This is a genomic window from Candidatus Pantoea floridensis (genome assembly GCF_900215435.1).
Classification (GTDB): Bacteria; Pseudomonadota; Gammaproteobacteria; order Enterobacterales; family Enterobacteriaceae; genus Pantoea; species Pantoea floridensis.
This window is the reverse complement of the sequence record NZ_OCMY01000001.1, coordinates 2,455,690-2,469,045: the sequence shown is the minus strand read 5'-3', so window position 1 is coordinate 2,469,045 and position 13,356 is coordinate 2,455,690. Positions and strand designations below refer to the sequence as shown.

Sequence of the window (13,356 nt, the reverse complement as noted above, 5' to 3'; positions counted from 1 at the left end):
CACAACTCCTTAAAAGGTTAACTGGACTTTAGCGGCGCGGGTTTTATCGCCGGCAAACTGCAATGCAGCATCAATGTCCTGCAAGGCATACTCCGCGCTGAACAGCGGCAATGGATCGACCACGCCGTTAGCCAGCCACTCAACGGCGGTGTTGAATTCATGGGTAAAGCGGAAAGAGCCAACCAAATTAATCTCTTTGGCAATCAACGCCATGATCGGGAAATCGGGGATGGTGCCGCCCATGCCAACCTGCACCAGCGTGCCTTTGGCGCACACCACATCCAGGCAACGCTGCAGCGAGGCAGGATGACCAGAGGCTTCAAACGCCACGTCGAAATAACCTTTATCGGCGAGATAAGGTGCAAAATCACCTTCGGCGGCATGAATGACCTGCGTCGCGCCCATTTGTTGCGCCATTTGAAGTGAACGCTCGCTGATATCACTGCAGACGATTGAGGCTGCACCGCGCGCTTTCGCAGCTGCCGCAATCAGGCAGCCAATCGGTCCTACGCCAGAGATAAACACGTTTTTACCGCTAAGGTCGCCGGCCTGCTGCGTCGCATGAATGCATACCGCCAGCGGCTCGGCAAACACCATCACCGTTTCATCCGCCGTTTGCGGGAAAGGTACGCATTGCGCGCTATCCACCACTTTGTACTGGGTAAAACCGCCGTCAACGTGTGGAACATACATGGCGCTGCCGAAAAAGCGCATTGAGGTGCACTGATTGCTCTGGTCGCGCTGGCAATATTTACATTCGCCGCAGGGTCTGGAGGGATTAACGGCCACTTTTTGCCTGGGCTGCAATGCCGGATCATCACTCTCAACGACATAGCCAATGACTTCATGGCCAAGCACCATCGGCATTTTGATGGCAAAACTGCCGACTTTACCTTCCTGATAGTAATGCAGATCGGAGCCGCAAATGCCGCCGCGCGTAATGCGTACCAGCGTGCCCTTTCCGTCCCATTTCACCTGCTGCTGTGCCACGCTGACTTGTTTTTTTCCGGTGATCACGCAGGATTGCGTTTCAATATCCATAACATCCCCCTAAGTGCTGTAACAATGGGGGTCATCAGACCGGGTTCTGCGGGTTAGAACTGTGATAAAGATCACTCTAAAACATGTTACGGCAGAGCTGTTACCGAGAACGTGATGTACACGCAGCGAAAGTGGGAAAAGGCGGTCATGGAGTGCCGCCCGGCGAGAAAATCAGTAACCTGACAACAGATCCTGGCTGTACTTGAATAGCTCTGAATCTGAGCGCAAACCGAGTTTTTTCAGCGCAGATTGTTTTTGCCCGCTGACGGTTTTACGACTGCGTTTAAATTTTACCGCGATTTGCGACACGCTGAGGCCATCAAGAAAACAGCGCACCACTTCCATTTCGCGTGGGCTGAGGGTCTTAACCCGTTCATAGATATTGCCTTTGCTACACGTTTCGAGGCTAGTATCCAGCGCGTCTTCACTCATTACATAAAGATTTTCGACTTCGTAAGCCACTTCCTTAGATAAAAACAATCGTCCCAGCGCGACCTGACGAATCGCATGAACAATCTCCGGCATATTGTGGCTCTTGCCGATAAAACCTTTTACGCCTGCGCTCAACACCATTTTGATAATGGCTGGACTTTCCATTGAAGAGGAGATCAAAATCTTTTGCTGAGGATAGTGATTACGCAGTTGCTTAACTAACGCCAGACCATCCAGTTCCCGCTCGCCCAAGAGAAAATCCAGTACCAACACATCAACAACGGTACTTTTTAACTGATTAAAGAGCTCATTACTCGAAGCCCAGGCGCCCACTAGTTGAATGTCGGGCTCATGTTTTAAACATAACTCGAAAACAGTACGGACCATCGGGTGGTCATCAAGGACAGCGACACGCACCTGTTTATTATGTGCATATACCATTTATTCGTTCCTTTATTACTGCATTAACTTTGTCCAATTCTGACTACCTCCTTATTTCAGATGAGCGGGTGAGATTTATAAATCAAAACCGTCATAGCTTTTTATTACCTGCTCACGTAAAAATGCGAAAAGTCTGACGTAACTCATCCAGAAGACCACACAAGAATCGTCTCAAAAAGGCATGATGAAGGTAACCAATTTAATAAGTTAAGTAATCACCTTACGGGTTTCTGACTCATCACTTTAGCTTCCTGTGCATTAATTAATGGCAAGTAAAAAAACACGTAAAGTATTAGCGCGTTATGATATTGCGCATTCCGTCTGGTAATGATGCGCAGGGAAAGAAAAATCAAGACCGTTCTTGGGGATTAATCAGGTTTGTACATGGCATGATGTGCTTCGTCCTCACCCGGGACTGTGTTTAAAAAGGTTGAGTTTTACGAAATTAATAACCATAGAGCTAATTAATTAGCCCCCAACTTCATGCTATTACAGGGCGAGCAAGTTTCTTCCCGTGCCTGGCGAGAGAAATCCACACTTTCGTCTGCGACTTGCCGCCCTGCTTTTTTTGATGTTTCTCACAGGCTGAACGCCGCACACTTTCTTCCCCGCAAAATCCCGCTAGAGTTCACTCATCCGACCACTTTCAGAGTATGTGATCATGTCTGAGCATTATGCCCATCTCTTCGCCCCGCTCGATCTGGGCTTTACCCAACTCAAAAACCGTTTCCTGATGGGTTCTATGCATACCGGACTAGAAGAACATGCTGATGGCGCAGAGCGTCTGGCTGCCTTCTACGCTGAGCGCGCACGTGAAGGCGTGGCGCTCATCGTTACCGGCGGCATCGCGCCTAACCCACAAGGCGTGGTGGCGCAGGGCGGCGCGATACTCAATCAGGAAAGCCAGTGCGAGTGGCATCGCATCATTACCGATGCCGTGCACGCGGAGGGAGGGAAAATTGCGCTGCAGATCCTGCATGCCGGACGCTACAGCTATCAGCGGGATCTGGTTGCACCTTCGGCATTGCAGGCCCCCATCAATCCCTTTACCCCGCAAGCGCTCAGCGATGCCGATATCCGACAAACCATTCAGGACTTTGCGCGCTGCGCCAAACTGGCGCAGCAGGCCGGCTATGATGGCGTCGAGATCATGGGCTCGGAAGGTTATCTGATTAACCAGTTCCTGGTCGCGCATACCAATCAGCGTGACGATGATTGGGGCGGCGACGTGGCACGACGCCAACGCTTTGCACTGGAGATCACTCAGGCGGTGCGTGACGCCGTGGGTGGCGATTTCATCATTATTTTCCGTCTTTCGATGCTCGATCTGGTCAACAACGGTAGCTCACTGGAAGAGACGCTAACGCTGGCAGAAGCTCTGGCGCAGCGCGGCGTTACGCTGTTTAACAGCGGTATTGGCTGGCATGAAGCGCGTATTCCGACCATTGCAACCTGTGTGCCGCGCGCCGGTTTTGCCTGGGTCACCCAACATCTACGCGATCGCGTATCGGTACCGGTTATCGCCACCAATCGCATTAACCATCCCGAAGTTGCGGAGCAGCTGTTGCGCGATGGCATTGCCGACATGGTCTCGATGGCGCGCCCCTTTCTTGCCGATGCCGCTTTCGTCACTAAAACAATGCGCGGCCAGCCCGATGCAATTAACACCTGTATTGCCTGCAATCAGGCGTGTCTCGACCAGATTTTTCTCGGCAAAGTCACCTCGTGCCTGGTGAATCCGCGCGCCTGCCACGAAACGCAGATGCCGGTGATCCCGACCGAACAGCCGAAAAAACTGGCGGTAGTGGGCGCTGGACCCGCAGGTATGGCATTTGCCCTTCAGGCGGCACAGCGCGGTCATCAGGTCACGCTCTACGAAGCGGATGCGCAGATTGGCGGACAGTTTACTATCGCCCGGCAGATCCCCGGCAAAGCCGAATTTAGCGAAACGCTGCGCTATTTCCGTCACCAGCTCGCCGCAGCAGGGGTGACGATAAAAACTGAACATCGGGTGAGCGCCGATGAGTTAATCACGGCGGACGACGTGATCATCGCCACCGGCATCGTACCGCGCCAGCTGGCAATCCCCGGCATCGACCATCCCAGCGTGCTGAGCTACCTCGACGTGATACGCGATAAAAAACCGGTGGGAAAACGCGTAGCGATTATCGGTGCTGGCGGCATTGGTTTTGATACCGCGGAGTATCTGCTGCATCAATCCGACCACGAGGATTTTTATCAAAGCTGGGGCATCGATCGCAGCTTGCAGGCACGCGGCGGTTTGATTGCACCGCAGCCGCTGCCTGCCGACCGGCAAATCTGGCTGCTGCAACGTAAATCAGGCAAACCGGGCGCAGGTCTGGCAAAAACCACCGGCTGGATCCACCGCGCCAGTTTGCAGGCGCACGGCGTGCAGTTGTGGGGTGACGTTGAGTATCTGAAGATTGACGATGCTGGGCTGCATTTGCGTCATCAGGGCGAAGATATGACGTTGGCGGTAGATAATGTGGTGATTTGTGCCGGTCAGGAGCCGCTGCGTCAGCTAGCGGACGAGCTTAGCGCGCGAGGTAAAGCGGTGCGGGTGATTGGTGGGGCGGATGTGGCGCAGGAGCTGGATGCTCGCCGCGCCATTGCTCAGGCAACAGAACTGGCGCTGAGCGTATGATCAGCGCAGTTTGACCGAACGCAACACCACAAACTTGGCATTGGACGCCACCAGTTCACAGTTGCCAAACAGCTTTTTCATTTTGACGTGATAACCGAGGTGGCGGTTGCCGACAATGCGCAATTCGCCACCGTACTGCAGGCAGCGCTTGGCATCACGCAGCATTTGCCATGCCAGATGATCGGTCACCGCGTGCTGCTGGTGGAACGGCGGATTACACAGTACCGCATGCAGGCGATCCGACGGGAAACCGCTCAACACGTTGTTAACGCGGAACTGGCAGCGCGCCATATCCTGCGGGCGGTTGACTTCCACATTCAGCTTGCTCGATGCCACTGCCATGTAAGATTCGTCATAAAACAGCACATCGGCGTTAGGATTTTGTTCCAGCGCCAGTAAGCCAATCACGCCATTACCGCAGCCCAAATCAAGAATCTCACCTTCAATATCATGAGGCAGATGCTGCATAAAGAAGCGCGCGCCCACATCCAGCGAGGCGCGAGAGAAGACGTTGGCGTGGTTATGGATCTGATATGGCGAGTCGTCGAGCGGCCAAACGGTGGTCGCCGCCTGTTCCGCTAACGCAGGTGCGCTGTAATGGCTATAAATCAGACGCGCCTTTTTCCACGCCAGCGAGGTTTTACTTTCACCAAGGATGCGCTCAAACAGTTGCAGCGTGGAGTTATGAATATCTTTGGCTTTCGCTGCCGCTAAAATCAGCGTCTCCGGCGTCACCACTTCGCGCAGGGCGCGCAGTTGATGCTCAAGCAGCGCCAGCGCTTTCGGGATTTTGATCATCACCACCGCTGGCGCAGCGGGTAATGGTGCCAGGCTGTCGATAAAGTGCACCTGATCTTCATCCATGTCGTTGAGACGCAGGTTCTGCTTTGCCGCCTGTTCGCTCAGCAGCGAATCGCTCACGTGCCATACCGGACGCGCGCCCAGACCGCAGGTCAGCGCACCAAAGCTGTCGTTGAACACCAGCACCGGTCCCTCTGGCAGTTCTTGCTGCAACAGGTATTCATCGGCGGAATCCCACGCCTGTAGCGGGCTTTCCTCGCGCATAGGCGGGAAGCGGTGCAGCGTCAGCGTGCGATTGGTCAGTTCAAGTTGGCTCATGGAATCTCCGGCGTGGTACACTTTGCGCGATTTTCGCCCTAAAAAGGGGGCGCAGTATACTGTCTTTCGTCGGGAATCCCAATGTCATTAATCTATCTGCAGGGTTACCCTGAAAACATCCTCGAACAGGTGCAGACGCTGATCGATCATCAGCGATTAGGCACCTTTCTCCAGCAGCGCTATCCCGATACCCATAATATCGTCAGCGACCGCGCGCTTTATGACTACACGCAAGCGCTTAAAAACCGCTATATGCGCAGCGCGCCGCCGGTAAGCAAAGTGATTTGGGATAATAAAATCAAGGTGATGAAGCACGCACTTGGGCTACACACCGCGATTTCACGCGTGCAGGGCGGTAATCTAAAAGCCAAAGCCGAGATCCGCATCTCGACCTTTTTCCGTCTCGCACCGGAAGCCTTTTTGCGCATGATCGTGGTGCACGAGCTGGCGCATCTTAAAGAGAAAGAGCACGACAAAGCCTTTTATCAACTCTGCTGCCACATGGAGCCGGATTACCACCAGCTGGAGTTCGATGCCCGCTTATGGATGACCGACCAGGCGATGCGCGGCAACGCGGCTTAAAGAAACTCCTGCGCTTTTTGAATCAGGCTGGTTTTCGTCAGTGCGCCCATAAAACGGCGCTCCTGCGGATTATTCAGCACCGGCAAGCGCTCAAGCGTGACGCGGGCAAAAGCCTCCCATCCTTCACGCATGCTTTGATTCTGATAAATACAGGGAAAGTTGTTGTCCATCACCTGACTTACCGGTGAATGCAGGGTGATCTCCTGTGCCAGCACCTTGCGCGAGATGTCATGAATCGACACCACGCCGAGAAATTGCCCTTCACTATTTATGACGTAGACATAACGCTCACGTTTGAGTGAACTCACCGCCAGCGCCTGCCCTACCGACTCTTCCGGCTGCAGCGCCGCGCCGGGAATGATCAGCTGATCAACCCGCATATTATCGAAATCATATTTGGCTTCGGCGCGGCTGAAATGCGTGCTCACCACCGGATAAGTGCTGGAAGACTGCAGGCGATACACCACCATTGATGCCAGCACCGAGGCAATCATCACCGGGAACAAGAGACTACTGTTGAGCGTCATCTCCAGCACCATCAGCATCGCCATCAACGGTGCCTGGCTCACCGCCGCCAGCACGGCCGCCATGCCGATGGCCGCATACAGCAGGGTATCGCCTACCGGTAAATGCAGCATCGCGCCAATCTGGGCTAGCGCCACGCCAAGCAGTGCACCTATCAATAATGAAGGGGTAAACAGCCCGCCGACCGCGCTTGAGCCGACCGAAAGCGTCGTTGCCAGCGTTTTCAGCACCAGCAATCCTAACAACCCCATTAAGACATAGTGACCATCAATGATGTTAACGATCACTTCATAACCGTTACCGAGAATATCGGTGGAAATAAGCGCCAGAAAACCCACGGCTAACCCACCCGCGCCTAAACGCAGCGGCAGCGATCGCACGCGACTAAACAACACCTTGCTGCGCGCAATCAGTTTGATCAGTATCCAACCGGCAAATCCGGCAACCAGACCAATCAGCAGCGTCATCAGCAAGCTGCTGATATCCATCTGGAACAGCGCTTCAGATAAGGGATAAAGCGCGCTGCGGAATCCCAGTGACCACATGGTCATTACCGCGACCGCCGAGGAGACAATCAACGGGATCAGCCGTTGCAGCGCCGAGATGCCGAAGGCGATTTCGGCAACAAAAATCGCCGATGCGAGTGGCGCGTGATACACCGAAGAGAGGCCTGCGGCGGCGGCCATCGCCACGATATCGCTATTGCGTAAATTGAGCGATGCGGGCAACCAGCGTCCGATTAAACTGCCGCTTAGCGCCGACAGCTGCACCATCGGCCCCTCTTTACCAATCGACGCCCCGCTGCCGATACTGGCAATTGAGGAAAGCGCACGAAACAGTGAGGTTTTGGTCGGCACCGCATCGAGGCGCGCATTGATCACTTCCAGATAATCGGTTTTTACCGTTTCCTGCTGCTCTATCGCCACCGCATAGCGCAGAAACCAGCCGGCCAGCACGCCGCCTGATCCCACCAGCAGTGGCCAGAAGATCCACGGCCAAACGTGCATCGCCACGGTGATTTCATTATCACTGTTGAACAGCAGGTGGTTGATCAACTCAATCACACCGCGAAATGCCAGCGTGACCAGCGACGCGACGAATCCCACGGGAATGGCGATCAGCAATGTGGTCCAGTTCAGAGCATGTTTACTTCCACTCACCGCGCGTCCCCGCTTAGTCGGTTAAAAAATTGTGCGACATCATCATATTGGAATGCGGATCTCAGGATCAAATTTCGCCTGCCTGCCGATTCGCTGAACATGCTACTCTGCCGCTTTACTTTAGCAGGAGAACAGCTCGTGATTCGTTTCGCTATTGTGGGAACCAATTGGATTACCTGTCAGTTTATCGATGCCGCACATGAAACCGGCAAGATGAAGCTGAGCGGCGTCTATTCGCGTAACCAGCAGCAGGCCGAGGCTTTTGCAGAGGATTATCCCTGCAAGCTCACCTTCACTTCCCTTGAAGCGCTCGCTAGCAGCCGTGAAATCGATGCGGTGTATATCGCCAGCCCCAATGCGTTGCACAGCGAGCAGGCAATACTGTTCATGTCGCACGGCAAGCATGTGATTTGCGAGAAGCCGATGGCGTCCAATCTGCGTGAAGCCGAGGCGATGATTGCCTGCGCACGCCAGCATCAGGTGGTGCTGTTCGAGGCCTTTAAAACCGCCAGCTTGCCCACCTTTCTGCAACTGCAAAGCACCTTGCCGCAGCTGGGTAAACTGCGCAAAGCGCTGTTTAACTATTGCCAGTATTCGTCGCGTTATCAGCGCTATCTTGATGGTGAGAACCCTAACACCTTCAATCCGCGCTGGTCGAACGGTTCCATCATGGACATTGGGTATTACTGCCTCGCCGCAGCGGTTACGTTATGGGGCGCGCCGCAGCAGGTTAAAGCGCAGGCTTCGCTGCTGGAAAGCGGCGTTGATGCGCATGGCGTGGTGGTGCTGGGCTATGGTGATTTTGATGTCACCCTGCTGCACTCCAAAGTGAGTGATTCAGTGATCCCGAGTGAGATTCAGGGCGAAGCGGGCGCGCTTGTCGTGGAAAAGATCTCCGAATGCCAGCAGCTGCGCTTTATCCCGCGCGGTGGTGAAAGCCAAAATCTGACGCAGCCCCAGCACATCAACACCATGCTGTACGAAGCAGAGACCTTTGCCAGCCTGGTGGAGGCCGGTGAAGTAGACCATCCGGCGTTAGAAACCTCGCGCATCACCGCCCAGCTGCTCACCGAAATTCGCCGCCAGACGGGCGTCGTGTTTCCGGCAGACCAGGCTGGTGTGTAAATATTGCAGAATATTTCACGTTGCCTCTTGAAACCGCACGCCATACTCCGTATGTTTGCCGCTGCAAAGGGGAGTAACTTGTAAGCTGATTGATCGTCATTACGATGCGTAACGCATCCGGTCGTCAGGCAACCCGGAATCTATTCTGAGTTGTAAGTGAGACCTTGCCGGAAGGCGAGGTTTGCTTGCAGCACGATCAAAGCGGCTGACGTCTTCTGACTTCAGCCGTTTTTTTATGTTCAGAAAAGGATACGCCATGCACTCTGTAGGCACACCGTTACTTTGGGGCAGCTTCGCTGTCGTTGTGCTCGTCATGCTCGCGATCGACCTGCTATTACAGGGCCGACGCGGCGCGCAAACCATGTCATTCAAACAAGCGGCTGTGTGGTCGCTGGTTTGGGTTTCCGTTTCGCTGCTATTCAGTGCGGCCTTTTGGTGGTATCTCGAAGGCACGGCTGGACGTGAAGTCGCTACCGCACAAACCCTCGCTTTCCTCACCGGCTACGTATTAGAGAAAGCGCTGGCGGTCGATAACGTCTTCGTCTGGTTAATGCTGTTTAGCTACTTCGCCGTTCCGGCCAATCTGCAACGTCGCGTGCTGGTTTATGGGGTATTAGGCGCGATTGTGTTACGTACTATCATGATCTTCGCCGGTAGCTGGCTGGTGGTACAGTTCAGCTGGATTTTGTATATCTTTGGCGCTTTCCTGCTGTTCACCGGTATCAAAATGGCGCTGGCCAAAGAAGAAGAGGATAGTGCGGTAGGCGATAAGCCGGTGGTGCGCTGGCTGCGCAAGCATCTGCGCATGACGGATAGCCTTGAAGGCGAGAAGTTTTTTACCCGTAAAAATGGGGTACTGTTTGCGACACCGCTGCTGCTGGTGCTGATTATGGTGGAGCTAAGCGATGTGATTTTCGCCGTGGATAGCATTCCCGCCATCTTCGCGGTCACCACCGATCCGTTCATCGTATTAACTTCCAACCTGTTTGCCATTCTCGGCCTGCGCGCCATGTACTTCCTGCTGGCAAATGTGGCGGAGCGTTTCTCAATGTTGAAATACGGTTTGGCTATCGTGCTGGTGTTTATCGGTATCAAGATGCTGATCGTCGAGTTTTACCATATTCCGGTGGCGATCTCGCTGGCCGTTGTCGGTGTGATTCTTGGCGGTACGCTGCTGATCAATGCCTGGGTGAACCACAGAAACGACCAGAAGAAGATCTCACAATAATCGTCTGCAGGGGCGCTAATCGCCCCTGCTTTGTTTCGCCAGTCGCAATCTTCGCCTTTTATATGTCTGTCACACTTCCCATCATCAGCAGATCAAAAAACCGATCTGCTGCGCACGCACAGAATTATCTCTTTCCTCGATAGCTCTTTTCCTTATACTCCGCCGGGCAAACCGTTATGCGCGGCAGAACCGCGCACAACACTCATGACCACAATAAAAAGACCGTACTATGCAAAACAACGTTATTGGACGTCTGGGCGCGCTGTTCGCAGGAAGCCTGGTAAAACAAATCATGATCGGCCTGGTGGCCGGCGTCGCGCTGGCGTGGTTCTCACCCGATGCCGCGCTAGCCGTTGGCCTGCTGGGCGAGCTGTTCGTTCGCGCGCTAAAAGCCGTCGCGCCGCTGCTGGTTCTGGTGCTGGTGATCTCCTCCATCGCTAATCATCAGCAAGGGCAGAAAACCAACATTCGCCCAATTATCATGCTCTATCTGCTCAGCACCTTCTTTGCGGCGGTCGTTGCGGTGATCTTCAGCCATCTGTTCCCACAGACGCTGTCGATGAACGTGGGCGCCACACAGATCACCCCGCCGTCGGGCATTGGCGAAGTGCTGCACGGCTTGCTGATCAGCATGGTATCGAATCCGATTGAGGCACTGATAAATGCCAACTACATCGGTATTCTGGTGTGGGCATTGGGCTTAGGGTTGGCGTTTCGTCATGCCAGCCCAGGCAGCAAAGCGTTTCTCAATGATGCATCCAGTGCCGCAACCTGGGTGGTGCGCTGTGTGATTCGCTGTGCGCCGCTGGGGATTTTTGGTCTGGTGGCGTCGATCCTCGCTTCCACCGGTTTTGATGCCATTTGGGAGTACGCCAATCTGCTGACGCTGCTGCTCGGCTGCATGCTGATTATGGCGCTGGTGATCAACCCCATGCTGGTGTTGCTGAGGATCCGTCGTAATCCTTATCCGCTGGTGTTTACCTGCCTGCGTGAAAGCGGCGTTACTGCGTTCTTCACCCGCAGTTCGGCGGCCAATATTCCAGTGAATATGGCGCTGGCTAAGCGTCTCAATCTTGATGAAGATACCTATTCCGTGTCGATTCCGCTGGGCGCCACCATCAGCATGGCCGGTGCATCGATCACCATTACCGTACTGACGCTGGCCGCGGTGCATACGCTGGGCATTTCGGTGGATGTGCCAACCGCTATTCTGCTGAGCCTGGTCGCATCGCTATGCGCCTGCGGTGCATCAGGCGTCGCCGGCGGTTCGCTGCTGCTGATTCCGGTAGCCTGTAATATGTTTGGTATTCCAAACGATCTGGCGATGCAGGTAGTTGCGGTGGGCTTTATTATCGGCGTACTGCAGGATTCCGCCGAGACCGCGCTGAACTCATCGACAGATATTCTGTTTACTGCGGCCGTTTGCCAGGCGGAAGCCGAGCGCGCGCCGCGTCGTACGGTTTCAGAATAACTATCGCTCCAGGTCGCCATACATGGCGACCTCACGTGAATCCGTAGGGTGCGCATTCATGCGCACCGGGTTTTATAGCGTTACACCACTTTTAAAAATCGCCAACTCGCGAAAATCATTGGTTTCATTCCGCGCCGGTTGGCCATTGGCAATCGCCACAATCATATCGACGAAATCCGCCAGCATCTCCGCCATGCTCATGCCTTCAATTAAACGTCCGGCATTAAAATCGATCCAGTGCGGTTTTTTCTCGGCCAACTGCGTATTGGTGGCAATCTTCACCGTGGGTACAAACCCGCCATAGGGCGTGCCGCGCCCGGTAGTAAACAGCACCATATGACAACCTGCGCCCGCCAGCGCGCTGGTCGCCACCGCATCGTTACCCGGCGCACTCAACAGATTGAGTCCCGGCGTGTGCAAACGTTCGCCGTACTTCAACACATCCACCACCTGGCTTTGGCCGGCTTTCTGCGTACAGCCGAGCGACTTCTCTTCCAGCGTCGTGATGCCGCCCGCTTTGTTGCCGGGCGATGGATTTTCGTAAATCGGTTGCTGATGATCGATAAAGTAACGCTTAAAGTCGTTGATCATCGCCACGGTTTTTTCGAAGGTGGCCTCATCGCGGCAGCGGCTCATCAGAATGCGCTCCGCACCAAACATTTCAGGCACTTCCGTCAGCACGGTCGTACCGCCGTTGGCAATCATCTGATCGGAGAAACAGCCCAGCATCGGATTGGCGGTGATGCCGGAAAAACCATCGGAACCGCCGCACTCCAGACCAAACTTCAGCTCGCTGAGTTTGCCTGGCTGACGTCGATCTGCACGCATCACCTGGTAGAGCGCGTGCAGACGTTCCAGCCCCGCTTCCACTTCATCATCCTGCTTCTGACACTCCATAAACTGCACGCGATCGCTGTCGAAACCGCCAAGCGTGTCGCGGAATACATCAACCTGATTGTTCTCACAGCCAAGGCCAATCACCAGCACCGCACCGGCATTCGGATGGCGCACCATATTTTGCAGCATGGTGCGGGTGTTTTCATGATCCTGACCGAGCTGCGAGCAGCCGAACGGATGGCTGAACAGGTGTACGCCGTCAATACCTTCGGCATCATTGCTCTCTTTCATAAAGCGCGCGAGGATTTGCCGCGCGATTCCATTGACGCAACCAACGGTAGGCAGGATCCACAGCTCATTTCGTATCCCCACTTCGCCGCTGGCGCGACGGTAGATCTGTACCTCACGATCGCCCGCTTGTGGCGGCAATTCGAGGAACTCGGGCCGATAGTCGTACTCATCCACATCGCTCAGATTGGTGCGCGCATTGCTGGAGTGAATCATCTCTCCAGCAGCAATCGGCTGCGTAGCATGGGCAATCGGCAAGCCGTATTTGATCACCAGCGCCTCGTTGGGCAACGGCTGCAGAGCAAACTTATGGCCACGCCCAACGTCCTGTTGCAGGGTAATCAGTTGGTGATTGATTTCGACCTGGGTATTGGCGGGCAAATCGCGCAGCGCCACGGCAACGTTGTCGCGTGAATGTATTCTTATCGCATCTTGCATAGCG

General features: G+C 54.5%; 10 protein-coding genes. 5 read left to right on the top strand and 5 right to left on the bottom strand.

What is annotated here, in order from left to right; all coding sequences use genetic code 11:
• Positions 1-9: 9 nt before the first annotated feature.
• Positions 10-1,041: an L-idonate 5-dehydrogenase gene (gene idnD / locus CRO19_RS11695; RefSeq protein WP_097095949.1), complete on the bottom strand. Its 1,032-nt coding sequence runs from the start codon at positions 1,039-1,041 to the stop codon at positions 10-12.
• Between the two features lie 171 nt (positions 1,042-1,212).
• Entirely contained in the window at positions 1,213-1,914 is a 702-nt protein-coding gene (locus tag CRO19_RS11690; protein WP_097095948.1) for a response regulator, read from the bottom strand.
• Positions 1,915-2,575: 661 nt separating this feature from the next.
• Between CRO19_RS11690 and CRO19_RS11685 the strand changes: the two genes are divergently transcribed.
• Positions 2,576-4,579 carry an NADPH-dependent 2,4-dienoyl-CoA reductase gene (locus CRO19_RS11685; RefSeq protein WP_097095947.1) on the top strand — a complete coding sequence of 668 codons (2,004 nt, stop codon included), beginning with the start codon at positions 2,576-2,578 and terminating at the stop codon, positions 4,577-4,579.
• Here the strand turns inward: CRO19_RS11685 and rlmG are convergent, their stop codons facing one another.
• Complete coding sequence (rlmG, locus tag CRO19_RS11680; RefSeq protein ID WP_097095946.1) at positions 4,580-5,698, bottom strand: 23S rRNA (guanine(1835)-N(2))-methyltransferase RlmG; 1,119 nt, start codon at positions 5,696-5,698, stop codon at positions 4,580-4,582.
• A gap of 81 nt (positions 5,699-5,779) precedes the next feature.
• Between rlmG and CRO19_RS11675 the strand changes: the two genes are divergently transcribed.
• Positions 5,780-6,280: a M48 metallopeptidase family protein gene (locus CRO19_RS11675; protein ID WP_097095945.1), complete on the top strand. Its 501-nt coding sequence runs from the start codon at positions 5,780-5,782 to the stop codon at positions 6,278-6,280.
• On the opposite strand, the gene CRO19_RS11670 is transcribed toward CRO19_RS11675, so the two are convergent.
• Positions 6,277-7,965, bottom strand: coding sequence for a chloride channel protein (locus tag CRO19_RS11670; RefSeq protein WP_097095944.1), 1,689 nt, complete (start codon positions 7,963-7,965; stop codon positions 6,277-6,279). The two genes, CRO19_RS11675 and CRO19_RS11670, sit on opposite strands and share 4 nt — an antisense overlap.
• Positions 7,966-8,103: 138 nt before the next feature.
• On the opposite strand from CRO19_RS11670, the gene CRO19_RS11665 reads away from it, so the two are divergent.
• From CRO19_RS11665 to sstT, 3 genes are all read left to right on the top strand, one after another.
• A complete protein-coding gene (locus CRO19_RS11665) occupies positions 8,104-9,090 on the top strand; it encodes a Gfo/Idh/MocA family protein (RefSeq protein ID WP_097095943.1) in 987 nt (328 codons plus the stop codon).
• Between the two features lie 256 nt (positions 9,091-9,346).
• A complete protein-coding gene (locus CRO19_RS11660; protein ID WP_097095942.1) occupies positions 9,347-10,318 on the top strand; it encodes a TerC family protein in 972 nt (323 codons plus the stop codon).
• A 229-nt stretch (positions 10,319-10,547) separates the two neighbouring features.
• Complete coding sequence (sstT, locus tag CRO19_RS11655) at positions 10,548-11,789, top strand: serine/threonine transporter SstT (RefSeq protein ID WP_097095941.1); 1,242 nt, start codon at positions 10,548-10,550, stop codon at positions 11,787-11,789.
• A 72-nt stretch (positions 11,790-11,861) separates the two neighbouring features.
• Here sstT and CRO19_RS11650 read toward each other — a convergent pair whose 3' ends face one another.
• Positions 11,862-13,352 carry a UxaA family hydrolase gene (locus CRO19_RS11650; RefSeq protein ID WP_097095940.1) on the bottom strand — a complete coding sequence of 497 codons (1,491 nt, stop codon included), beginning with the start codon at positions 13,350-13,352 and terminating at the stop codon, positions 11,862-11,864.
• Between the last annotated feature and the right edge of the window lie 4 nt (positions 13,353-13,356).